This is a genomic window from Sphingosinicella xenopeptidilytica (genome assembly GCF_042676985.1).
Classification (GTDB): domain Bacteria; phylum Pseudomonadota; class Alphaproteobacteria; order Sphingomonadales; family Sphingomonadaceae; genus Sphingosinicella; species Sphingosinicella xenopeptidilytica.
The window spans coordinates 786,235-808,204 of record NZ_JBHTIK010000005.1 but is presented as its reverse complement, the minus strand read 5'-3'; the positions used below and the strand labels follow the sequence as shown (position 1 = coordinate 808,204).

At 61.5% G+C, this 21,970-nt stretch carries 21 protein-coding genes; 5 read left to right on the top strand and 16 right to left on the bottom strand.

The features are described from left to right. Positions 1 to 91: 91 nt before the first annotated feature. Genes ACFQ00_RS11575 through ACFQ00_RS11555 form a run of 5 tightly spaced genes read right to left on the bottom strand, consistent with a single transcriptional unit; the run spans position 92 to position 6,413 of the window. Positions 92 to 1,663 carry a dipeptide ABC transporter ATP-binding protein gene (locus ACFQ00_RS11575; protein ID WP_381490669.1) on the bottom strand — a complete coding sequence of 524 codons (1,572 nt, stop codon included), beginning with the start codon at positions 1,661 to 1,663 and terminating at the stop codon, positions 92 to 94. 2 nt (positions 1,664 to 1,665) lie between these two features. Next, entirely contained in the window at positions 1,666 to 2,481 is an 816-nt protein-coding gene (locus ACFQ00_RS11570; RefSeq protein WP_381490666.1) for an ABC transporter permease, read from the bottom strand. 8 nt (positions 2,482 to 2,489) lie between these two features. Continuing rightward, entirely contained in the window at positions 2,490 to 3,434 is a 945-nt protein-coding gene (locus ACFQ00_RS11565; protein WP_381490663.1) for an ABC transporter permease, read from the bottom strand. A 31-nt stretch (positions 3,435 to 3,465) separates the two neighbouring features. After that, complete coding sequence (locus tag ACFQ00_RS11560; protein ID WP_381490659.1) at positions 3,466 to 5,037, bottom strand: ABC transporter substrate-binding protein; 1,572 nt, start codon at positions 5,035 to 5,037, stop codon at positions 3,466 to 3,468. A 23-nt stretch (positions 5,038 to 5,060) separates the two neighbouring features. Further along, a complete protein-coding gene (locus ACFQ00_RS11555) occupies positions 5,061 to 6,413 on the bottom strand; it encodes a C45 family autoproteolytic acyltransferase/hydolase (protein ID WP_381490656.1) in 1,353 nt (450 codons plus the stop codon). Between ACFQ00_RS11555 and ACFQ00_RS11550 the strand changes: the two genes are divergently transcribed. The 4 genes from ACFQ00_RS11550 (at position 6,403) to ACFQ00_RS11535 (ending at position 11,373) form a co-directional block, all read left to right on the top strand. Further along, on the top strand, positions 6,403 to 7,623 hold the full coding sequence (locus ACFQ00_RS11550; protein ID WP_381490653.1) for an NAD(P)/FAD-dependent oxidoreductase: 1,221 nt from the start codon (positions 6,403 to 6,405) through the stop codon (positions 7,621 to 7,623). The genes ACFQ00_RS11555 and ACFQ00_RS11550 overlap by 11 nt on opposite strands. Beyond that, complete coding sequence (locus ACFQ00_RS11545; RefSeq protein WP_381490650.1) at positions 7,620 to 8,933, top strand: aminotransferase class III-fold pyridoxal phosphate-dependent enzyme; 1,314 nt, start codon at positions 7,620 to 7,622, stop codon at positions 8,931 to 8,933. Before ACFQ00_RS11550 ends, ACFQ00_RS11545 begins: the two co-directional genes overlap by 4 nt. Beyond that, on the top strand, positions 8,930 to 10,378 hold the full coding sequence (locus ACFQ00_RS11540) for an NAD-dependent succinate-semialdehyde dehydrogenase (RefSeq protein ID WP_381490647.1): 1,449 nt from the start codon (positions 8,930 to 8,932) through the stop codon (positions 10,376 to 10,378). The genes ACFQ00_RS11545 and ACFQ00_RS11540 overlap by 4 nt, the downstream gene beginning before the upstream one ends. A gap of 77 nt (positions 10,379 to 10,455) precedes the next feature. Continuing rightward, the gene (locus tag ACFQ00_RS11535; protein WP_381490644.1) at positions 10,456 to 11,373 is read left to right on the top strand and encodes a GntR family transcriptional regulator; all 918 of its coding nucleotides are present in this window, start codon (positions 10,456 to 10,458) and stop codon (positions 11,371 to 11,373) included. On the opposite strand, the gene ACFQ00_RS11530 is transcribed toward ACFQ00_RS11535, so the two are convergent. The 8 genes from ACFQ00_RS11530 to ACFQ00_RS11495 form a co-directional block, all read right to left on the bottom strand. Then, the gene (locus tag ACFQ00_RS11530) at positions 11,368 to 12,426 is read right to left on the bottom strand and encodes a PepSY-associated TM helix domain-containing protein (RefSeq protein ID WP_381490641.1); all 1,059 of its coding nucleotides are present in this window, start codon (positions 12,424 to 12,426) and stop codon (positions 11,368 to 11,370) included. The two genes, ACFQ00_RS11535 and ACFQ00_RS11530, sit on opposite strands and share 6 nt — an antisense overlap. Positions 12,427 to 12,555: 129 nt before the next feature. Further along, complete coding sequence (locus tag ACFQ00_RS11525; RefSeq protein WP_381490638.1) at positions 12,556 to 13,308, bottom strand: HpcH/HpaI aldolase family protein; 753 nt, start codon at positions 13,306 to 13,308, stop codon at positions 12,556 to 12,558. Further along, positions 13,305 to 14,111 carry a 2-oxo-hept-4-ene-1,7-dioate hydratase gene (gene hpaH, locus ACFQ00_RS11520; RefSeq protein ID WP_381490635.1) on the bottom strand — a complete coding sequence of 269 codons (807 nt, stop codon included), beginning with the start codon at positions 14,109 to 14,111 and terminating at the stop codon, positions 13,305 to 13,307. Before hpaH ends, ACFQ00_RS11525 begins: the two co-directional genes overlap by 4 nt. Further along, a complete protein-coding gene (locus tag ACFQ00_RS11515; protein ID WP_381490632.1) occupies positions 14,111 to 14,503 on the bottom strand; it encodes a 5-carboxymethyl-2-hydroxymuconate Delta-isomerase in 393 nt (130 codons plus the stop codon). Before ACFQ00_RS11515 ends, hpaH begins: the two co-directional genes overlap by 1 nt. Continuing rightward, positions 14,503 to 15,321: a DODA-type extradiol aromatic ring-opening family dioxygenase gene (locus tag ACFQ00_RS11510; protein WP_381490629.1), complete on the bottom strand. Its 819-nt coding sequence runs from the start codon at positions 15,319 to 15,321 to the stop codon at positions 14,503 to 14,505. Before ACFQ00_RS11510 ends, ACFQ00_RS11515 begins: the two co-directional genes overlap by 1 nt. A 1-nt stretch (position 15,322) precedes the next feature. Next, the gene (locus ACFQ00_RS11505) at positions 15,323 to 15,649 is read right to left on the bottom strand and encodes an aromatic ring-opening dioxygenase subunit LigA (RefSeq protein ID WP_381490626.1); all 327 of its coding nucleotides are present in this window, start codon (positions 15,647 to 15,649) and stop codon (positions 15,323 to 15,325) included. Next, positions 15,646 to 16,404 (bottom strand): fumarylacetoacetate hydrolase family protein, encoded by a 759-nt coding sequence (locus tag ACFQ00_RS11500; RefSeq protein WP_381490623.1) that lies wholly within the window; start codon positions 16,402 to 16,404, stop codon positions 15,646 to 15,648. The genes ACFQ00_RS11505 and ACFQ00_RS11500 overlap by 4 nt, the downstream gene beginning before the upstream one ends. Further along, positions 16,401 to 17,033 carry a fumarylacetoacetate hydrolase family protein gene (locus ACFQ00_RS11495; protein ID WP_381490620.1) on the bottom strand — a complete coding sequence of 211 codons (633 nt, stop codon included), beginning with the start codon at positions 17,031 to 17,033 and terminating at the stop codon, positions 16,401 to 16,403. The genes ACFQ00_RS11500 and ACFQ00_RS11495 overlap by 4 nt, the downstream gene beginning before the upstream one ends. An 80-nt stretch (positions 17,034 to 17,113) precedes the next feature. On the opposite strand from ACFQ00_RS11495, the gene hpaR reads away from it, so the two are divergent. Beyond that, positions 17,114 to 17,569 (top strand): homoprotocatechuate degradation operon regulator HpaR, encoded by a 456-nt coding sequence (gene hpaR, locus ACFQ00_RS11490; protein WP_381490617.1) that lies wholly within the window; start codon positions 17,114 to 17,116, stop codon positions 17,567 to 17,569. 16 nt (positions 17,570 to 17,585) lie between these two features. Here the strand turns inward: hpaR and hpaE are convergent, their stop codons facing one another. The 3 genes from hpaE to ACFQ00_RS11475 all read right to left on the bottom strand — a co-directional run bounded on the left by hpaE (position 17,586) and on the right by ACFQ00_RS11475 (position 21,926). Next, on the bottom strand, positions 17,586 to 19,088 hold the full coding sequence (gene hpaE, locus ACFQ00_RS11485) for a 5-carboxymethyl-2-hydroxymuconate semialdehyde dehydrogenase (RefSeq protein ID WP_381490614.1): 1,503 nt from the start codon (positions 19,086 to 19,088) through the stop codon (positions 17,586 to 17,588). An 85-nt stretch (positions 19,089 to 19,173) separates the two neighbouring features. After that, a complete protein-coding gene (locus tag ACFQ00_RS11480; RefSeq protein WP_381490611.1) occupies positions 19,174 to 20,583 on the bottom strand; it encodes an amidohydrolase family protein in 1,410 nt (469 codons plus the stop codon). A 29-nt stretch (positions 20,584 to 20,612) separates the two neighbouring features. Then, positions 20,613 to 21,926, bottom strand: coding sequence for an amidohydrolase (locus tag ACFQ00_RS11475; protein ID WP_381490900.1), 1,314 nt, complete (start codon positions 21,924 to 21,926; stop codon positions 20,613 to 20,615). Positions 21,927 to 21,970 lie beyond the last annotated feature (44 nt).

The window sequence follows — 21,970 nt, the reverse complement described above, 5'->3', positions numbered from 1 at the left end:
TCCCCCTTTTTTCCGGCAACCTATGAATGCATTTTTCAACGCAAGAAAATATTGTTGTCTTTATATTGTCAATAGTACATTTTAAATCACATCAAAAACGCGGTGACGCCTCGACGAGAGCGCGCGTGAACTGATGTGCCGGATGCGCGAAAATCATCCCGGCATCACCGGTTTCAACGACCCGCCCACCGTCCATCACCAACGCCCGCGATGCGACCTGTTCGATTGCCGCAAGGTCATGCGAAATGAACAGACACGTGAACCCCCGCTCCGCCTGAAGCGTTTGCAGCAAAACCAGAATCTGCGCCTGGATCGTCATGTCGAGCGCCGAGGTCGGTTCATCCGCAACAACCAGATCGGGCTCGCGAACGAGAGCACGCGCGATCGCTACACGTTGGCGCTGACCACCCGAAAGCTGATGCGGAAGACGTTCGCCAAAACCGCCGAGTCCAACCTTCTCGAGAAGTGCGTTGGCGCGGTCGCGGCGTTCGGCCGCAGACAGATCCGCTTCGTGTCTCAACGGGTCGGCCACGGCATTTACCAGCTTGCGCCGCGGATCGAGCGATGAATAGGGATCCTGAAAGATCATCTGCGTTCGTGCCCGAAACGCCGGGCTGCGCGGCATGGAAAGCGGTTCGCCCACAAAACGGACAGAACCGGACGAAGGACTGACAAGCCCCATGATCGCACGCCCAAGAGTCGTCTTGCCAGACCCGGAGCCGCCGACGACCCCGATGAACTCCCCCTTCCATGCGTCGAAGGACACGTCATCAAGCGCGCGCTTTGCGGCTACGGATGCTCCACCGCGCGCCGGATACTCCACCGACAGGCCACGAACGGAAAGAAGAGGATCGCCATCTGCGCGAGGCGCAGGCATTGCAATCTCGCTCCTGCGCGGCACAGCCTCGACCAGTTTTCGCGTATAGGGCTGCGCCGGCGCCGCGAGGACCACCCTCGCCTGCCCGCTTTCGACGATATCGCCATTGTTCATCACCGCCAGCGAATCGGCATAGCGATTTGCAAGCGCGAGATTGTGCGTGATGAGCAGAACAGCGGCTCCGCTGTCGCGGCCCAGTTCAACCATCAGATCGAGCACTTCGCGCTGCGCGAGGGCATCGAGGGCTGTGGTCGGTTCATCGGCAATAATAAGTTCGGGTTTCAGCAGAAAGACCGAAGCGAGCATGATGCGTTGTCGCATCCCGCCAGAGAATTCATGAGGATAGGCACGCAGAAGCGCTTCTGCGTCACCGATTCGAACGCGCTCAAGCATCGCAATCGCGCGCTGCCTCGCTTCGCGCCGCGAGAGCTTCTCGTGCCAGAGGAGCGCTTCGACCAACTGATCACCGATCCGCATAGCCGGATTGAGCGATGACAGCGGCTCCTGCAGCACCATGCCGACCCGCTTGCCGCGTACCTTGCGAAGATCTGTATCCGCCATCGCCGTGAGATCATCGCCGCCAAGCCGGATACTACCGCTGAGGCGTCGAACGCCCGGCGGCAGCAAACTGACCACGGCCCGCGCGGTCATCGATTTTCCGCTGCCGGATTCGCCGGCAAGCGCGAGGATTTCCCCATGCTTCACGCCAAGGTTCACGCCCTTCACCAGCAGCTTATCACTGCTCGCGATGGACAGACCGCTAATCTCCAGGGCCGAAGGTGTCATGTTCAAAGCCGGCTCCTCGGATCAAGATAGTCGCGCAGCGCATCGCCGAGCAGATTGACCGCGAGAACCGCCGCCGTGATGCACAGGCCCGGAACAATCGCGAGATGGGGTGCGACATCAAGATGGGGACGCGCCGCCGCAAGCATGTTCCCCCACGTCGGCGCCGGCGGCGAAATGCCTACACCCAGAAAGCTGAGCGCACTTTCCGACAGCAGGACCCACCCGAACATGCTGGTCATCAGAACCAGCACCGGGCCCGCGAGATTGGGCGCCACATGGCGCAGCATGATCGTCACCGCACCATCTCCCGAAACACGCGCAGCCTCGATGAACTCCTTTTCGCGAAGGGAAAGCGTCGCGCCGCGCACCACGCGGGCGACGATCGGGATATAGGCGAGGGTCAACGCCCCGATGATTCCCCACCGGCTTGCACCGAACACGGCAACGAGCGCCAGTGCGAGCAGGATCCCGGGAAAGGCGAGAAGCGCATCGATCAGGATCATCCAGGCCCTGTCCGCCCAGCCGCGCAGGAAGCCCGCAACAACACCGATCGCGCCGCCGACCGCTGTTGCCAGCAGCACGGTGGAAAGTGCAATACCACTGCTGATCAGCGCGCCGTGCGCCGTGCGGGCAAGGATGTCGCGTCCGAATTCGTCCGTGCCGAACCAGTGCTGCATGGAAGGCTTGCCGAGCCTCAGCGCAAGGTCCACCATAAACGGATCTTGGGCAAACGGGTTCGCGCCGAGGATAACGACGACAGCAAGCGCCAGCGCAGCGGCGCCTCCTAGCCAGAGATTGAGCCGGGATATCGAAAGCATGGCGCGGCTCATCGATTGACGATCCGCGGATCGAAGACCGGATAGATGAGGTCTACGACGAGATTGACGACGATGTAGATGGATGCCGTGAAGAGCAGACAGGCCTGAATGACCGGATAGTCGCGGGCAAGGACGGCGTCGACCATCAGCCGCCCGAGCCCCGGAAGCGTGAAAACGGTTTCGATCACCGCGATTCCTCCGAGAAGATTGCCGAGTATGAGACCGACCAGTGTCAATGTCGGTGCGAAGGCATTCGGAAAGACATGCCGCGCGAGAACCGTATCGTCGTCGAGCCCCTTGGCGCGCGCGTGAAGCACATAATCGAGCCGCAAGACATCAACGGCGCTGGCACGCATCATCCGTGTAAGAACACCCGCTTCGACGAGTGCCAGTGCGATCGAAGGCAACACGAGAAACCGTATCGCCTCGTGCGCGTCTTCTGAAAACGGAACATAGCCGACGACGGGAAGCCATCCGAGCTTGAGCCCGAAGACGAGCAGCAACATCAGACCCAGCCAGAACGTCGGAATCGAGAGTAGCACAGTCGCGCCCGTCACGATTGCGAGATCGGCGGCTTTCCCGTGATGCAGCGCTGCCCACAGGCCGAGAAGCACGGCAACGATGGTGGCAAGCGCCACCGCAATCAACACGATCGGTGCGCTGACTGCGAAGCGATCGAGCACAAGCGTCCCCACGGACTCGTCGGTCATGAGCGAGGTGCCCAAATCACCCTGCAGCGCATTCGTTGCCCAGATCGTGAACTGCGTAAAAATCGGCTTGTCGAGTCCCATCGCGGCGTGCGCAGCGGCAAGGCTTTCCTCGTCGGCGCTATCACCCAGCATCACCTGAGCCGGATCACCCGGCACCAGACGAACCAGCACGAAAACGGCGACACCCACGAGAAGCAGCGTCGGGATGGCGGCAAGCACCCTTTTTGCGAGATAGCTCAGCATGACGCGGCTCTCTTTCCTGTCTGTCCCGCCATCATTTTTTGGATACACCCCAAAGTCGCTGCTGAACCGCGGGCCACGAACGCGCACCTTCAACCCCTGCGCGCGTGGCGATGATGTGCGCGGGATTGTAGGTGACGACGAGCGGTGTCTCGGTGAGCATACGCGTGTGCAGAGAATCGAATGCGGCTTGTCTGTCGGCGGCCGCGGTCGCCTGAGCGGATCTCGACAGCAGGTCGGCCGCAACCGGATCATCCCAGACCTTGCGCGGTTCGTCGTCCTTGTTGCCGATCACGGAGCCGTAGTTGAAGCTGGGATCGAGGCGTGCGGAATAGGCGAAGGTCATCGTTTGATACGTGCCTTCGCTGTAGTGATCGAGCTGCGTCGCCCAGTCGAATGTCTGAATTTCGAAGTTGATTCCAGCGTCACGTGCCATAGCCTGGATCAGAACGGCAGCATCGAACATCTGCAGATAGCGACGATTCGTGATCAACGTGATCGGCTCTCTGCGATAGCCCGATGCGGCGACAAGCCTACGCGCCTCCGCAAGATTCTGCTGGATCAGCGCCTTGTGCGCGCCTTTGTGGAATGGGCTTGGAACCGGCACCATCGAACTGTTCGCGCCCGCGGTGCCGTTGCTGACCGCCACTGCAAGCCCACCGACATCGATGGAAAGTGCAATCGCCTTGCGAAGGCGCGCGTCCTTGAGCAGCGGGTCCCGCGTCTGCAAAAGGAGGGCGTAGACATCCATCAGCGGCACGGACTCGATGCGGATGTCGTCAGTCTTCTCCAGAACATCCATTTCGTTCGGATTGACGCCATCATAGATGTCTATGCTACCACTCATCAGCGCCGCGGCCGCGGCCGAACTGTCCGGAATGATGAGGAAGCGCACACCGGGCACCAACGGTTTCTTGTTGCCTACGTTTCCGTCCATCGGCCCTGAGAGTGGCGAATACTCATCGAAGCGCAGCAGTTCCACATACTGGTTCGGAACATGTCGGGAGAAGCGGAAGGGGCCGGTTCCGATCGGCCGGTTCCAGCTGCCGTCCGCATTGACCGAATCGGGATGCAGAACAGGTGCGCCAGCACAATCAATGCGGGCAAGCGTCTTCAGTAGCAGCGGCGCGGCAGCGGCGAGCGTGATCCGCACATGAGTCGCGTCGAGCGCACTGACTTCCAGAATATCGGCGATTCCACCCGTGAGGTCGGAGCGACAACGCCAGTCGCTGTCCTCGCGGAGATAGCGGCGGAGCGACCACACGACCGAATCGGCGGATAGCGGGGCGCCGTTGTGGAAGCGCACACCGCTGCGCAGCGTGAAATCGTAAACCTTTCCATATTCGGAGATTTTGACGGCACTTGCGAGGAGCAGACCGACCGAACCGTCTTCCCGCAACCCCACGAGGCCTTCGCCGACATGCATAAGGACGCTGTCGGTATTTTCGTCGCGCTGATCGCCAGGTTCTGTGGAAATAATATCACTGTTGAGCCGTGAAATCAGAAAGCCGCCATGCCCCGTGCCCCTGCTTTCCGGGGCAAGTGCAAACCACGTGGCCACCAAGGCCACGATCAGTGCCAGGACAGTGAGTGCGATGCGTTTCATGATCAGCTCGTCCCGCTTTGCTTTTATCGCACGCCGTGCAGATTGTAGCGTGTGAATTCAGGCGCGAGCGCAGGCAGCATCGCGATTTCCATCGTCCCCTCAGTCGGATCCATGATGAGGGACGCAACCGTAGCGCTGAGATTGGTGAACGCCGACGGCCGCGGTGGGCGACAGATCGACCACGGCGAGCCGTAACCATCGAGAAGCACTTCGCGGATATCCTCGACCGTAATCGACCCAAGCTTCGGCATGAGCAATCCCTCAGCGCGTACCTGCCGCTGGTAGCTGCACGGAAACGCACGCGCGCCCGTATTCCGGAGCTTCACCTGCGCCGCCAAAGAGAGCCAATGGTTTGCGTGAATCATGAGCCCGTTCGCGGCCGGCACGTGAAACATCTCATCCGGCGCACACTCGAAATCGAGGATCATGCCGTCCCGGTCTGAAAGCACGATGTTGTTTGACGCCGACTTGCGCGTGCAGACGGCCTCGACCGCCTTCGCCATATGCGTCTGGTCCAGAATCTTGCGGCGGATGAGCGACAGCGGCACACCGAGGTCGCGATAGTCGCGCTCGCATTCCAGATAGTTCCCGGCCGTCGCCAGACCCACGCTGTTGAGCCCGAAACGTCCGAGTGCACCGGCTTCTGTAAAGGTCAGATAATCAGGCCCGTCGTCGCGGCGTACCCTGAGCACGACGGAAGTCTCGGCACATTCCGCCTTCCAGTCCCAGTTGTGTGCATGGATCACTTTGCCATCCCGGGTCGCACCCGGGCCGGCGACGATTGCCGTGCAGCCATCGGGCGCTTCCGCTTTGAAGCGCTTTTCCATTTCGGGATTCGCGGCGATCTTGAGCAGTTCGGTGCGCGCATTGATCAACATGATCTCGGAAAAGGAAACGCCGGCACCGCGCGCGATCGCCCGCATCTCGACCACATAGGCCTCGTCGAACGCCTCGACGATGGGAAGGTAGTGAGCAACGAGCAAGTCCAGCCGCGCCGAGTCGACATTGAACGCGGAAAGTTGTTCGGAATAATGGCCGATGCCGCGCCGAATGCGATCCGCAGCCTGGACGCCATAGGCATGGGCGCGCGCTTCCGGGGAACCGGAAACATCGATGAAAAAGCCCTGAACCATGAGACGTCCCCTCCTGACGTTGACAGGGTCTAAGAAAGCAAAATGCATTTTACAACACAAAAAAGCAATTCTATAGCAAAGACACGATGAGCATGATCGGCAGGACACAATGAGGGCGGCAGAAGCAGCAACAGCGAACAGCAGTGTTGCGGCGATCAATGCTCCGTTGTGGGCAGCAACCGCGCCGCCCGGCGCATTTTTCCCTGAACTCTCCGGCAGTGCAGACGCGGATGTGGTTATCATCGGGGCGGGCTTTACCGGCCTTTCCACGGCACTCGCGCTTGCCAGCCGGGGGCAGAAGGTCGCAGTTCTCGAAGCCGGAGAGCCGGGTGAAGGCGCTTCCGGGCGGAGCGGCGGGCAGGTCATTCCAGGCCTCCGCCACTTCATGAAAGATCTGAATGCCGCCTATGGAGAGGCCGCCGCACGGCGTGCGCATGATTTTGGCAGCACGGCGGCAGATGCCTGTTTCGATCTGATCGATGCAAACAGCATCGCGTGTGAAGCCGTCCGCTCAGGCAAGATACAGGTCGCCGATACACAAGCAGGGCTTGCCGACGCAAAGGTACGCGCCGATGCTTGGCAGAAGCGCGGTGCCCCTGTCCGGTTCCTGGACCGCGACGAACTTATCGCTGCAACCGGCACGCGCGGCTATCTCGGCGGCTGGATCGACATGCGCGGTGGCTCGGTGCAACCGCTGGCGCTGACACGCGGCCTGGCAAGCGCAAGCCGCACTGCCGGAGCTACGGTGTACGCGCGCTCCCGCGTCCGGTCCGCGGCGCGGACGGGCGCAGCGTGGCGCGTATCGACCGCGAACGGGCATGTAACCGCCCCCAAGCTGCTGCTTGCAACAAACGCAACGACGGACGCGCTCTGGCCGGGCCTATGCCAGACGTTTCTACGCGTCTGGTCATACCAGATCGCAACCACGCCTCTTTCGGCAGAGCTCAGAGCGCATATCCTCCCCGGCGACCAGTCAGTGTCTGACACGCGCCGGGTTCTGCGCTATTTCAGAACCGACGCGGCGGGGCGCCTCATCGTCGGTGGCAAGGGGCGCGCGAGAACACCTGCCTCGATAGACGATTTCGATTTCCAACGGCAGACGCTCGGTCGTCTCTATCCCGAACTTGCGGATCATCCGCTGGAATATGCTTGGGGCGGGGAAGTCTGCATCACGGCAGACCGGTTGCCACGGATCATCCGCCTCGGCCCAGATGCCTATGCTCACCTCGGTTGCAATGGCAAGGGCGTCGCCTGGTGCACTGCGATCGGCGAGGCCTTCGCCGAAATGTTCACGAGCGGTGACGAACGCGCGCTGCCGATCCCGGTCACACCATTGAAGCGCATCCCGTTCCACTGGCTGCGCCATGTCTATGTCGGCGTCGGCGGCGCCTGGCTGCGCCTACGCGACAGCCTCGATGCCGCGAGTGCGCCCACTCTCAAGGAAAGCAAATGAACAACGCCGAGTCCCTGCGCAGTTACTGGATGCCGTTCACTGCGAACGCGAAATTCGCGGCGGCCCCAAGGCTGTTCTCGTCTGCGGAAGGGATGTTCTACACCACGACCGACGGCAGGCCGATTCTGGATGCCATTGCCGGGCTTTGGTGCGTGAATGCTGGCCACGGCCGCCGAGAAATCACGGATGCGATCAAGACGGCGGCCGAAACGCTGGATTTCGTTTCGTCGTTCCAGATGGGACATCCGGCCGCCTTCGAGCTTTGCCGTCGCCTCTCCGAAAAGGCGCCCGAGGGGAAAGGCCACGTCTTCCTCAGCAATTCGGGATCGGAAGCTGTCGACACAGCGCTCAAGATCGCACGCGGCTATCATCGCTCGCGCGGCGAACCGTCGCGGACGCGCTTCGTCGGCAGAGCACGCGCCTATCACGGCATGGGCTGGGCAGGTCTCTCCGTGGGCGGCATCGGCCGTCACCGCCGCGATTTCGAGCCCCTGCTCCCGCAGGTTTCCCACATGCGGCACCCCTATGATCCGCAGAAATCCGGATTTTCGCGGGGACTTCCGGAGTGGGGAGCAGACTTCGCCAACGATCTCGAAAACGTTCTCGCCGTTCACGATCCAACGACGGTCGCAGCCGTCATCGTGGAGCCGGTGGCGGGCTCGACCGGCGTGTTTGCGCCGCCCCGCGGCTATCTCGAACGGCTTCGGCAGATCTGCGACAAGCACGGCATTCTTCTGATCTTCGACGAAGTCATCACCGGCTTCGGGCGCCTCGGCTCCACCTTTGCGGCAAAGCGTTTCGGCGTGACACCGGATATCATCACCTGCGCAAAGGGCCTTTCGAATGGCGCTGCGCCGATCGGCGCGACAATCGCTCGCCCCTTCATCTACGACACATGGATGAACGGCGCGCGAGACGCGATCGAATTTTCGCACGGCTACACCTATTCCGGCCACCCGCTTTCCTGTGCCGCAGCACTCGCCACAATGGACGTTTTCGACAAGGAGGATTTGTGGACACGTGGGCTCGGCATCGAACAGATGTTCGAAGATGCCGCACATGATCTCGCTGATCGGAACTGTGTCCGCGACGTGCGCAACATTGGTCTTCTGGCCGCCATCGATCTCGAGCCGGAACCCGGCAAACCCGGCGTTCGCGCCCAACAGGTGAATGCCGCCTGCTTCGAGGCTGGCGTACTGATCCGTACAACCGGAGATACGCTGATGATCTCCCCACCGATCGTCGCCGAACCGGCGCAAATCGATCGAATCTTCAGCACGCTACGCAACGCGATTGGCACGATTGCATGAGCGGAGACGCTTATCCCGCGCATCGTCTGTCACTGCGCATCGACGGCGAAGAGATTCGGAACGAGCGGGAAAAGATTCCGGTGGTCGACCCGGCAACCGAAGCCCCGCTCGGCCAATTGGCGTGCGCCACGCCCGAAGATGTCGACCGCGCCGCAGATGCAGCTTCGCGGGCCTTCCCGCTCTGGCGCAAGACGCCGCCTCATCAGCGCGCGCAGGTGCTGCGTGGTGCGGCCGCACGCATTCGCGGCAAGCTGGATTCGCTCGCCCTCATCATGACGCTGGAGCAAGGAAAACCTCTTGCCGAATCCAGAACCGAGCTAACGGCAGCAGCGGACCTCTTCGACTGGTTCGCCGAAGAGGGCCGCCGCGTCTTCAGCCACATCATTCCAGGCCGAACACATGACGTTTCGTACCGTGTCGACCATGAGCCGGTCGGTCCGATCGCCGCCTTCACGCCATGGAATTTTCCTGCGACCTCTCCCGTGCGCAAGATTGCCGCTGCGCTTGCCGCCGGATGTACGGTCGTCATCAAGCCCGCCGAAGAGACGCCGGCGACCGCACTTGCAATCGCAGACGCTCTTACCGATGCGGGCCTGCCAGCCGGTGTTCTGAATGTGCTGTTCGGTGATCCGGCGATGATTTCCGAGCGCCTTGTCGCCTCGCCCTTCATTCGCAAGATTTCGCTGACCGGCTCGACGCGCGTGGGTCGTCTCATCGGCGAGATGGCAGGCCACCATATCAAGCCCGTCACCATGGAACTCGGCGGCCACGCACCCGTGATCGTTCTGGAAGATGCAGATATCGTGCGCGCAGCACGCCTTGCGGCAGCAACGAAATTCCGAAACGCTGGGCAAGTCTGCATCGGGCCGACACGCTATCTCGTCGCGCGGGATGCCTATCCGGCCTTCCATGAGGCCTTTCGCGAACATGCCTCGGCTATCCGTCTCGGTAGCGGACTAAGCGTTGAAACCACGATGGGTCCGCTCGCACATGCACGCCGTCCGGAGGCCTTGTCCGCGCTTGTCGACGATGCCGTGCGAAAGGGCGCGGGTTTGTGGACCGGTGCGCACGCCTCCACGAACGCCGGATACTTCATGGCACCGACGATTCTCTCCGAGGTGCCCGTCGATGCCGCTATCATGAATGACGAGCCGTTCGGCCCTGTCGCCATCGTCAACCCCTTCGACAGCGAAGATGAGGCCGTCGCGGAAGCGAACCGTCTACCTTACGCGCTCGCCGCTTATGCCTTTTCGGGCAGCCCAGGAAGGCTCGCGGCACTCGGCGAGCGGATCGAGGCGGGCATGGTTGGTCTGAACGGTTACGGCATCACGATTGCGGAAACCCCCTTCGGTGGCAAGAAGGACAGCGGCTTTGGCTCGGAAGGCGGACGCGAAGGGCTCGAAGCCTATCTTTCGGTCCGTTTGACTGGAACAACAATGAGCTAAGAGCAGTTGCCGAGTGGGAAACGAAAGAATAACAGCGGAACAACAGGACGATCAGTTCCGGAGGCAAGTGGAGGATCATGGCGAACGCTGCACGTTCGGCACCGGTATCTGCGACTGCACCTAGCAAGTTGCAGCAAAACCTTGCTGCGCAGATCGCCGCGCTGATCCGCGCGCGCGGCTACGCGATCGGCTATCATCTCGTCGAGGCCGATCTGTGTTCGCACCTCAGCGTTTCACGAACACCGATCCGCGCCGCTTTGGCGCTTCTGGCACAGGACGGCATTGTCGAGTATCGGCCTAACCGCGGTTTTGCGGTCGCTTCCATTCCCAAGGCCGTCGACGAGCCGCCGCCCGCCGGTGAGACGGACGAAGAGGAAAATCAGCTTTTCATTGCCATCGCGCAGGCGCATCTCAACGGGCGGTTGCCAAGCACGTGCACGCAGCAGGAGTTGCTGCGCCTGTTTGATGCACGACTGCCTATCGTCGTGCGTGTCCTGCAACAACTCGCAGCGTTAGGCCTTGTAGAGCGCAAGCCGGGAAATGGCTGGTCATTCCTTCCGTCGATCGATTCCACGCAGACGCAGAAAGAAAGTTATCAGTTCCGCATCGTCATCGAACCCGCGATCCTTCTGCAAAAGGAATTTCGTGCGACACCGGAGTGGGTTGAGGACATGCGGGATCGACACGAACAGTTTCACAAACGCAGGTGGCGCGATACGCTGGCCATTGAATTCTACGAGATGAACGCCGAATTCCATCTCGGCCTCGCCGAGGCTTCCGGAAATCGCTACTTCATCCAGGCGATGGAACAGCAGAACAAACTGCGCCGCTTCCTTAACTACAATTGGGATTTTGGTATCGAACGTGTTCACGAATCCATTCGTGAGCATCTCGATCTTCTACGCGCGATCGAAAGCGGTGATCAGGAACTCGCTGCCGTTCTGATGCGCGGCCATTTGATGCGCGCGAGCGATACGCCGACCCTGACTTCATAGGGTTGATGCACGTCGACGCCTGATGAGCCAAAGCCGGAAGCCGTAAACGGTCAGAGCGATCAGCCACAGGCCGACCGAAAAGGTGAGCAGGCGCCCTGCAGTCCCTGCCCATTCCCCCGTATGCAGAGCATATAAGGAATCGACCGCAGCCGCGACCGGATGCCCCTCCTCGGGGCTCCATGCCGCAAGAACGGTGCCGTCAGCGGCGTCCACATAGACAATCGTCGTGCCAAGCGTGGCCCGAAGTTCGGAAGGCCGCGTCAGCCGGATTAGATACCATGGCCGCTCCGGCGTCGGCATCACGAGGATCGCAAGCTCTCCGTCCGGATAACGCGCCTGTGCCGCCCGAATTGCCGTGGTCGGGCGAATGACAACGGGCTTTACCGTCTCCGCCACCTCCGGCTTTGGTGGTGCGATACCAAGCCCTCTCTCGATCTCGCCCCGCCAAACCATCAGCGTGCCGCAAAGGACGATGAAGATGGCGATCGGCGCCAACCAGAAACCGATCGACCTATGCAGCAGCATTGCGGACGAGGATTGTGAGCGCGTTTTCGGGGGAAACAATACCTGCTTCCAGCGCCCCCGAGCCGGCCAAGCCAGCCACAAGCCCAGCACGAGATTCGTCAGGAGCAGAAAACCCGACAGACTGACGAAACGCTTGCCGAGTGGCCCAGAGAAGAATTCGTTGTGAAACAGATAGGCAAGGTGCAGGGGTTCCATTTCACTCAGCGGCCCCTCCCAGAGATCGCTCCCCAGAATGCGACCGTCCGCTCCATCGATCCAAACGCGCGTCTGGCGCTCCGCTTCGTGTTGCAGCAGCACATCGAAACGCCCGGGCTGCGCGCCTCCGGCAAACAATTCTTCCACTGTCCCGTATTGGGCACTTACGCGCGCAATAGCCGTATCGACGGCCTCGGCGTTCACCCGGTGACCGGATACGCCAAGCCACTCATCTTCGAGCTGGCGATGGAAGCTCAGCACCAAGCCGGTCGCTGCCTGCAAGAGCCAGATTCCCGCGACTGTGAGGCTCAGATAACGATGCAGGCGCAGCATCCTCAAAACGAACTCCTCTTATGGCCTGATTCGAAGATGGCAATAATGTTCTTTTAAACTTATAAAGACAATATAGCGAAAGCTGCAGCGATCTGGCGCGCCGGTTTGCTTGAGGGACTTCGTGCGCGTTTAGATAATCGAGGCTCTCAAGCCTCTCGCACCCTTCATCAGAATCCCGATATCGGTTCCGATCGACACCAGCGAAGCGCCCGCAGCGATCCTTGCCTTTGCGTCGTCGACAGACAAGGCGAATATTCCCGAAGCCTTGCCGGTCCTTCCTATTCGCGCGAGCGCGTCGCTGATGGCGGCTTGCACGTCGGGATGATCCGCGCCGCCGAGGTGCCCAAGGGCCGCGGCAAGGTCTCCGGGGCCAATGAACAGGGCATCAACGCCGTCTGTCTCTGCAATCTCTTCGATCGCATCGAGCCCCGCACGGCTTTCGATCTGGACGATGAGACAAATATCTTCATGCGCATCCACCAGATAACGGGGGTTGGATCCGAAGCCGGATGCACGGCTCGTCGCACTTGCAACGCCGCGTATGCCGCGCGGCGGGAACCGTGTCGCCGAAACGAGCATACGCGCCTGCTCCGCGCTTTCGACCATCGGGATCAGAAGCGAGCGGAAACCGATATCGAGGTACTGCTTCATGATGGCGGGATCGCCAACTGGCGGACGCGCGATCGGCTCCACGGGATAAGGGGCTACGGCCTGAAGCTGCGCGAGGAGCGTTTGCGGGGTGTTTGGGGCATGCTCCCCGTCGAACAGGAGCCAGTCATACCCGGCCCCCGCGCAAATCTCTGCCGTGTAAGGATTGGCGAGCGCCTGCCACAGACCGATCTGCGTTCGGCCTTCCCCAAGTGCTACCTTCAGGGGATTCATGCGAACCTCACGGAGATCGAACCCATCGGTCCAAAATCGACATGGAAACTATCGCCAGCGTTTGCGAACACAGGCGCGGTGAAACTGCCACCAAGAACAATCTCGCCCGGCATCAGCTTTTCACTGTGCAGCGCGAGCTTGTTTGCGAGCCATGCCGGGCCCTTTGCCGGATGCCCGAGAACGGCGGCAGCAACACCCGAGTCCTCGATCACGCCATTGCGATGAATCAGCGCAGAAACCCAGCGCAGGTCCACTGCGTCCGTCTTTACTGGCCTACCTCCAAGAACAAGGCCCGCGTTCGCGGCATTGTCGGAAATCGTGTCGAACACTTTGCGCGTGACGCCCGTGTTTCGGTCCAGACGCTCTATGCGTGCATCGATGATCTCTATGGCCGGCACCACGTAGTCGGTCGCGTTCAGAACATCGAAGATCGTGCAGTTCGGTCCCTCGATGCGACTTTTGAGTACGAAGGCAAGCTCCACCTCCACACGCGGCTCTATGAAACGGGAGAAGGGGATATCGTTTCCGTCTTCAAACAGCATGTCATCGAGAAGCGCGCCGAAATCAGGCTCGTTCACATTCGAGGAGCGCTGCATGGCGCGGCTGGTGAGGCCAATCTTGTGGCCAATGAGCGTGCGCCCCGCAGCGATCTTCCGGCGAACCCATGCGCGCTGGATCATGTAGCCGTCATCGATGGTCATGTCGGGATAAGCCAGCGAGAACTGGCCGATCTGCGTCCGCGTGCGCTCGGCTTCATCAAGCTGTACCGCGCAAGCTTCAATGATGGATGGATCGAGCGGCATCAGTCCGCCTTTCTAAATCGCTTGTGAATATTATTGTGCTTGAAGCTGCCCGCCTCGTCGGCTTCTTCCACATACAGAGACAGGGCCAGGTAGCGGCGCTCGTAAAGCGTGGCGAAGTGCGTCTTTACCGCCTCGAACAGTTTCCCGAAGAATTCGCGCTTGAACTCTACGCTGCGCCCTGCCCCCATCTTCACGGTGATGTTCACGAAGGCATCGTCGACTGCACCGTCTGCGATCACATAGTCATCAATGCGGATACCGCGTACACGAATACCGCCCCATGGGAACACGCCGCCGGAATCGCGCATGTTGGCTGCGATCAGTTCAAGAAGTCCCTTGATATCGGCTTCATCCGCAAGGTTTGCGGTCCATTCCACGATCGCATGCGCCATCAGACGATCTCCAGTGTACCGATCGTGCAGCCCACGGCGAAGATCGGAATCGGCTGATAATGATGCACCGCTCCCTTGCCGCCCGCCGCCGCAGCAGCGGCAATGAAGGTGCGGATTTCGAAACCGCCCTGACCACCTTCGGCATAGGTCTCGGTGTCCGTATAGGCCAGCATCGCATCCTTGTCGCTGCGCGACCAGCGATCGAGGAAATCCCGATCCCATGCTTCGTTGATGCGGCCGCTGTCCGGCGTTGCCGGCCAGTGCGAGATGCCGCCCGTGCCGACAAGGGCTATGCGTTCCGGTACTGCGTCTGCCGCGCGGCGTAGTGCCTCACCGAAGGCCCACGCGCGATGCAGCGGTGTCAGCGGCGGCCCCTGACAATTGATATTCGCCGGGATGACGATCAGTTCGTTGTGCGGATCGAGGAAATGCAGGGGCACCATGATGCCGTGATCAAACCGCCATTCCTCGCAGAAGGCGACATCTACCGTCTGCTGCACCTCGCGGATGAGGCGCTGCGAAAGCGATGGATCGCCCATCGCCTTGCGCTTTGGAATCGCAAGCCATTCGGGGTCCTCGATCGGCCCTTCGTAGCTTTCGCCCATGCCTAGCGCATAGGCGGGCATGTTGTTCATGAAGAAGTTCGCGAAATGCTCTGCCGCGATCACGATGATCGCATCGGGCTTTGCTGTCTGGAGCCGTGCGCGCATATCGTCGAAAGCGGCGTAAAGTGCATCCTTCTGGTCCGCCGGTGCACGCGCCGCGCGACCGGTGATCCCAGGCGCATGACTGCAAACGCCGCTGAAAACAAGGCTCATCTCAAGCTCCCGCGATCTTTTCGTCAACGGATGTGGTCATGGCGTAAATGCCCGCGCGAACAGGTCCGTGCTGCTTCACGCCGTCCCGCATCCGCTGGAGATAGTCCGACCATTCGATCCCGCAGAGCGCCGCGAAGTGCATGAGGATCTGGCCGTTGACACCGAGCACATAAAGCAGCCCGATATCGGGACGGAGGATTGCCTCCCGCTCCTCCTCGCTGAGCGTATAGCCCGAAACGATATCGCGCGGGTCGGCACGGAATCGAGTCTTCAGCGTGTCGTCCCGATTAAGCTCGTAGAGCAGCTTGCTCAGTTGGTAGAGGCTCATGCTGCCTTGTCCCCGACCAGCCTATTGGAAAGCCTGCCAATGCCCTCGATCTCGCAGACGATCCTGTCGCCGGCCTCGCAGTAGTAAACACCCTGCGGCGTACCGGTGAGAATGAGGTCGCCCGGCATCAAGGTCATCGTGGCTGACAGATAAGAAATCAGCCCGGCGACGCTCATCACCATGTCGGCGGTCGAACCGTCCTGCACGGTTTTGCCATTCACCGTCGTTCTCAACGCAAGCGCCTGCGGATCGGCGATATCAGCGGCATCCATGACCCATGGTCCGAGCGGCGTCGCGCCGTCGCGATTCTTCACGCGCGCGTTCGGACGGTAATAATTCTCCAGATACTCGCGCACGGCGTAGTCGCAGGCGATCGTATAGCCGGAAACATGATCGAGTGCCCGAACGACTGATACGCTGCGTGCAGGCTTGCCGATCACGGCGACGAGTTCACATTCCGGATGCATCTGGTTTGCATCGGTAGGACGCAAAGTCGTGCCGTTGTGGCCGGAAAGCGTGTTCGGGCCCTTCAGGAACACCAGCGGCGGCTCCTTGGATTGGAAACCGAGTTCCTTGTTGTGGTCGGCATAGTTAAGGCCGAGCGCGAAGATGGTTGCGCCCGGTGTGACCGGCGGTAGCCAGACGGCGTCCGCGGCTTTCACGCTTCCACCATCCGGCAGGCGGAGCACTTCGCCGTCTTCCACGACCTCCACCCACAGCGCGCGGCCTTCATGTGCGATCCGTGCGCGCTTCACCAGGCGTCTCCTGCGTTGAACTGCGCCTTCAATGTGGGAAGCGATCCCGATGTCACCGTTACGCTCTGGCCCGCCCGTACGCATGGCGCATCATATGGAAGACCGATGAGCAGCACATCGCCTGCCGCCAGGGTCATGAACGCGGAGAGATCGGCGATCAGCGTAGCGGCATCGCGCACGAGACGCGTGGGCGCCCAGCGATGCACGCTGTTTCCATCTACTGAGGTCACAATTTCCGTGGTGAGGATGGACGGCGCGAACGCGGCGAAATCCCCAAGCGGCAAAAAGCCGTCGCGGCAACGCAGCGGTACAACCGGCCGATAGTAGCTCTCGTGCGGCACCGTGACATCAAGAGCAAGGCAGACGCCTGCCACATGCGCCAGCGCATCCGCTGCCGCAGTTCGAGCCGCATCACGCCCGATCAGCAAACCTAGCGTTGCCGCAACCTCAACGTCTTCATCGCCGATGAAAACCTCAGCACCCGAGCGCGCGAAACAATTGCGCGGCTTGATGTAGACAACAGGCGCTTCCGGCGGCGCCTTGTAGGGAGGGGCCGCAAAGACTTCAGCGAGCCTCGCGCGTTCGTCCCGATCGTTAAGGACCACTCCGTAGACCGTACCCGCTAACATTCTTCCCGCCCGTCGCTGGATTTCATTTTATTTAACACGCTAACTTGTAAACTGCCACAAGCGCTGGCACTCGAAACGTCATGACGAACGCCCGACGGAAACTTCTTCCCTATCGCCAATCCCTGGCCGGGACGCTTCTTGCCGCACGCGAAGCTGTGATGGCGCCGCTGCGCCCGATGCTTCGCGAAGCGGGCGTGACCGAGCAGCAATGGCGTGTCCTCCGCGTTATCAACGACTCGGAACCGGTCGACGCCACCGCGCTTGCTGACGCCGCATTGCTGTTCGGCCCCAGCGTCACGCGCATCCTGAAGGAACTGACCGATCGCGGCCTCATCACGCGCGACACGGACGCGCGCGATCGGCGCCGCTCCATCGTTACGTTGACCGCCGAAGGGCGCAGGCTGATCGAACACACGGCGAGCCGGACCGTGCGCGAACTCGATCGCTACGCGGAACGCTTCGGCTCCGAACGGCTCGAAGCGCTGAAAACCGAACTTCGCGCCTTCATCGCAGCGATCGGTCCGTCTTCCACCTGAAACCACAGGCACGGCGTCAAACGCCCAGTTTCTGGATCGCGTGATCGTCGTGCGCGAGCGCGATGTTCTTCGTCTCCATATAGAAATCGAAGCTCCAGTCGCCGCCATCGCGGCCGATCCCGCTCGCCTTCACACCGCCGAACGGCGTCGGCAGGTGGCGAACGTTCTCGCTGTTCACCCAGACCATGCCGGCTTCCAGCGCCTGAGACACGCGAAGCGCCCGGCCGAGATCGCGCGTCCAGACGTAACCGGCGAGGCCGTATTCAACATCGTTGGCCTTGGCGACGGCATCGGCTTCGTCGTTGAACGAAATCACCGTCAGCACGGGCCCGAAGATCTCTTCATGCGCGATCCGCATGGCCTGCGCCGCATCGGTGAACAACGTGGGCTTGAAGAAATAGCCTTCACCGTCCATCCGTTCGCCGCCGACGGCAACGTTCGCACCATCGGCGCGCGCGATCTCCATGTAGCTCGCAACCTTGTCGAGGTGACGCAGGTGGATCAGTGGTCCCACCTCCGTTTCCGGATCGAGCGGATCACCCACCTTGAGGCGCGCGACACGCTCGGCAAGCTTTGCCACGAACGCCTCACGGATCGATTCCTGAACCAGGAGCCGCGATGACGACGTGCAGCGCTGACCGTTCAGCGAATAGATCATGAACACGACCGCATCGAGCGCGCGGTCGAGATCGGCATCTTCAAACACCACCACGGGATTCTTGCCCCCGAGCTCGAAGTGAACCCGTTTCAGCGTGTCGGCGCCCTGCTTCATGATCGCCGAGCCCGTGCGCGATTCACCGACGAAAGCGACGGCCTTGATATCCGGGTGCTCGGTGAGCCGCCTGCCGGTCGTCTCGCCCAGCCCGTTCACGGAATTGAACACACCTGCCGGAAGGCCCGCCTCGTGCGCAATCTCGACGAGCAGGCGCGCGGAATAGGGCGACCACTCGGCAGGCTTGTGGACAACCGTGCATCCCGCAGCGAGCGCAGGGGCGATCTTCCAGGTGGAGAGCATGAACGGCGTGTTCCACGGCGTGATGACACCAACAGGACCGATCGGCAGACGTGTCGTTACGTTCATCATGCCGCTTGTGGGAAGCGCCTGCCCATCGCGTGCGCCAGGAGCGCGGTCTGCGAAGAAGCGGAAATTTTCCGCGCCGCGGATCGCCGCCTTCGACATGAAACGCCAGCACTGGCCCGAATCCACGCACTCCACCGCGGCGATCTCGTCTGCCCGCTCAATGATCAAATCGGCGATCCGGTGAAGCACGGCGCGCCGCTTGTCACCGGAGACGGAGGCCCAATCCGGGAACGCATCTTTTGCGGCTTTCACGGCGGCATTCAGCTCGCCCTCCGTCGCATCCGCAGCCTTGCCCAACGGAGCGCCCGTTGCGGGTTCCCAGACATCGAAGGCCTGCCCTGCTCCGTTTACGGCTTTTCCGCCGATGAAGTGGCCGAGGCTGTCCGAGTCGATTGCGTGAATGCGGCGGATAGCAGCGCTGCGGCGATCGTTGATCATGAAACTCTCCAAAAACTCTAAGGAGCCCTAGATACTTAACATGTTAAGTTCAATCAAGCGCCAAGATGGCTGTCGTCCGGTGGAATCAGTTCGCTATCGCGCCATCCCGAACGGGAAAGAACAGGTCTTTCAGGGCGGCCGATTGGGCCGGCTCGGCCCGGTAAACGATGCCGTCCTTCATCACGAAGCGCATATTTTCCAGCGCATCGATGTTGACGGTGGGATCGCCGGAAACCGCAACAATATCGGCAAGATAGTCTGCCTTGATCTGCCCCAGACGGTCTTCGACGCCGATCGCCTCCGCGCCGTTCATCGTTGCCGCCTTGATCGTCTCACCGGCCGGAACACCGCTTGCGACAAACAGCTTCAGTTCAAGCAGACTCGTTTCGCGCTCGCTGACGCCCATGTCCGTACCCGTCGCCAGCTTGATGCCATCGCGCCACGCGCGGCCGGGCGTGCCGCGCATCCATTCGGACGTTTCGGTGGCGCGCTTCCAATCCTCATCGGTCATGCGATTGCGGAAGCTCTGCATCATACGCATACCGTAGTCGGCAACAGACGCTGTCGGCACGAGAATGGCGCCACTCTGTTTGAAGAGGCGGATCGATTCCTTGTCATAATAGGCGCCGTGCTCGATGGTGCGCGCACCCCGCTTCAACGCTTCGTTGATCCCGGCGACACTGTGCGCGTGCGCCGCGACCGGGCGCTTCACCTGGCGCGCAGCCTCGAAGATCGCATCCAGTTCCCCGGCGGTGAACTGCACAGGCGAATTCGCCTCGCCGGTGTCGTCCCGGGCGCCGCCAGACGTGACAATCTTCAGAAGGTCGGCACCGTGCCCGACCTCTTCGCGCACGCGCCTGCGACAGCTCTCCGCACCGTCGCAGCCGTTCTGCCCCTGATGCAGCGCGTGGGCAACTTCCGGAAGCACCACTGGATCGGCGCCATGCCCGGAGGTACGCGCGATCAGCTCGCCCGAAAGATAGAGGCGAGGCCCCGGGATCTGGCCTTTCTGAATCGCATTCCGGAGCGAGAAGCCGTTGCGGTTGTTGCCAACGTCGCGAACCGTCGTGAAACCCCGCTCTAACATCCGCCGCATCTGCCGCGCGGAATGGAGCACGACCTCCGTATCGGCCACGGTGACGGACTGCATCGTGAGGTTCATGTCCTGAAGCCCGCTGAGGTGCATGTGCACGTCCATCATGCCGGGCATCACGAACTTGTCGGAAAGATCCACGATCCGCACATCGCCGCCAAACGACGCAGCATCGGCGAAACCGGGCCGCACCTCCACAATGCGGTTGCCGCGCACGACGACCGTCTGCCGCTCGAGCGGCGCCTTGCCCGGCGTGGCGAGCAGCTTGCCCGCGTGGATGAGAACGGTCGGCTGAGCGGCGACGGCACTCCCCTCGGCCTGCATCGCCTGCACCGGCGCCTGGAACCCGATCAGCGCCGCGGCCAGAAGTGCGGCTTTCAGAAGGTGACGGCAGGTTTTCATCGCAGCATCTCCATAACGCGGGCAGGCCATCAGGAACCGGACGGCTTCAGATAGTCGAGCGCCAGCATCGACATCGTTTGAACGCCGCTCTTCATGGCATCCTCGTTCAACATGAACTCCGGCGAATGCAGATCGGCAGTCGCGCCGAGCGATACGCCGGGCGCATTGACGCCAAGGAAGAAGAACAATCCCGGTATCTTCGCCTGGTAGTGGGCAAAATCCTCCGAACCCATCACGAGGCCCATGGACCGGAGCTTGTCTCCCGCCGCGCGTCTGAGCGTGGGCTCCATGCGTTCCACCAGCGCGACATCGTTGTAAACGGGTGGCGCATAGGGCTGGATCTCAACATCCGCCCTGGCGCCTGCCGCTGCGGCGATATCGGTTGCGGTCCGCTTCACGCGGGCAATGATATCCTCGCGCATCTCAGGATCAAAGGTACGGATCGTGCCTTCCATGTCGACGGTTTCCGGCACGATGTTGCTGGCTGTCCCGCCCTGAATGCGGCCGATGGTGACAACGGCGGGCGCGGTCGTGATGTTCACCTGCCGGGCCGGGATCATCTGGAGCCCGGTCACGATCTGAGCCGCGGTGGTGATCGGGTCGATCCCGTGCCACGGCTGCGCGCCATGCGTCTGCTTGCCCGTTACCTTGATGACGAGCCTGTCCGCGCTAGCCATGCTGCCGCGTGCGCGATACGAAATGGTTCCGGCCTCGCCCGGCCAGACATGAAGGCCGAAAATCGCTTCCGGCGCATAAGCGCCCGAAAGCGCACCTTCTTTCAGGATGAGCGCGGCGCCGCCTTCCTCACCCTGCGGTGCGCCTTCTTCAGCAGGCTGGAACACGAACACGACCGTTCCCGCGATGCGATCGCGCATTCCCGAAAGAACCTCGGCCACGCCCATCATCATCGCCGTGTGGGCATCGTGACCGCACGCGTGCATCACGCCTACGGTTTCATCGCCGCGCTTCGCCTTTACCGTGGAAGCAAAGGGAAGCCCCGTGCGCTCCGTTACCGGCAGGGCATCCATATCGGCACGTAGCGCGATGACGGGGCCGGGCAGCTTGCCCTTAAGGATGCCGATAACACCCGTGTGCGCGATGCCGGTTCTGACCTCGTCGAGCTTCAGGCGCTTCAAATGGGCCGCAACAAGGGCCGACGTTCGCGTTTCGCGATTTCCGAGTTCAGGATGCTGATGGATATCGCGCCGCCACTGGACGACATCCGGCTCCACGGCTGCAACGCGCGCCGCAAGGTCCGCATCCTGATCTGCAGCCAGAGCAGGAAGAGCGGAGGCGATCAGCGTGGAGGCTGCAACCAGAAGGAACGCCGGGCGCAAATTCACCTCCACGTGGGGAAATGAAGGCCCGCCGAACGACGGGCCTTCAT

Coding starts and splice junctions, on each gene's coding strand:
- ACFQ00_RS11510 (WP_381490629.1), bottom strand. CDS start 15,321: ATGAGCCTTGTTTTCAGCGGCGTTTGCAGTCATGCGCCTGGGATCACC.
- ACFQ00_RS11515 (WP_381490632.1), bottom strand. CDS start 14,503: ATGGCGCATGCGATCGTGGAATGGACCGCAAACCTTGCGGATGAAGCC.
- ACFQ00_RS11540 (WP_381490647.1), top strand. CDS start 8,930: ATGAGCGGAGACGCTTATCCCGCGCATCGTCTGTCACTGCGCATCGAC.
- ACFQ00_RS11560 (WP_381490659.1), bottom strand. CDS start 5,037: ATGAAACGCATCGCACTCACTGTCCTGGCACTGATCGTGGCCTTGGTG.
- hpaH (WP_381490635.1), bottom strand. CDS start 14,111: ATGCCGCTCGATCCATCCATCATTGAAGCTTGCGCGGTACAGCTTGAT.
- ACFQ00_RS11480 (WP_381490611.1), bottom strand. CDS start 20,583: ATGAAAACCTGCCGTCACCTTCTGAAAGCCGCACTTCTGGCCGCGGCG.
- hpaR (WP_381490617.1), top strand. CDS start 17,114: ATGACGAACGCCCGACGGAAACTTCTTCCCTATCGCCAATCCCTGGCC.
- ACFQ00_RS11575 (WP_381490669.1), bottom strand. CDS start 1,663: ATGACACCTTCGGCCCTGGAGATTAGCGGTCTGTCCATCGCGAGCAGT.
- ACFQ00_RS11570 (WP_381490666.1), bottom strand. CDS start 2,481: ATGCTTTCGATATCCCGGCTCAATCTCTGGCTAGGAGGCGCCGCTGCG.
- ACFQ00_RS11535 (WP_381490644.1), top strand. CDS start 10,456: ATGGCGAACGCTGCACGTTCGGCACCGGTATCTGCGACTGCACCTAGC.
- hpaE (WP_381490614.1), bottom strand. CDS start 19,088: ATGATCAACGATCGCCGCAGCGCTGCTATCCGCCGCATTCACGCAATC.
- ACFQ00_RS11525 (WP_381490638.1), bottom strand. CDS start 13,308: ATGAATCCCCTGAAGGTAGCACTTGGGGAAGGCCGAACGCAGATCGGT.
- ACFQ00_RS11505 (WP_381490626.1), bottom strand. CDS start 15,649: ATGAGCCTCTACCAACTGAGCAAGCTGCTCTACGAGCTTAATCGGGAC.
- ACFQ00_RS11555 (WP_381490656.1), bottom strand. CDS start 6,413: ATGATAACCACATCCGCGTCTGCACTGCCGGAGAGTTCAGGGAAAAAT.
- ACFQ00_RS11545 (WP_381490650.1), top strand. CDS start 7,620: ATGAACAACGCCGAGTCCCTGCGCAGTTACTGGATGCCGTTCACTGCG.
- ACFQ00_RS11530 (WP_381490641.1), bottom strand. CDS start 12,426: ATGCTGCGCCTGCATCGTTATCTGAGCCTCACAGTCGCGGGAATCTGG.
- ACFQ00_RS11565 (WP_381490663.1), bottom strand. CDS start 3,434: ATGCTGAGCTATCTCGCAAAAAGGGTGCTTGCCGCCATCCCGACGCTG.
- ACFQ00_RS11495 (WP_381490620.1), bottom strand. CDS start 17,033: ATGTTAGCGGGTACGGTCTACGGAGTGGTCCTTAACGATCGGGACGAA.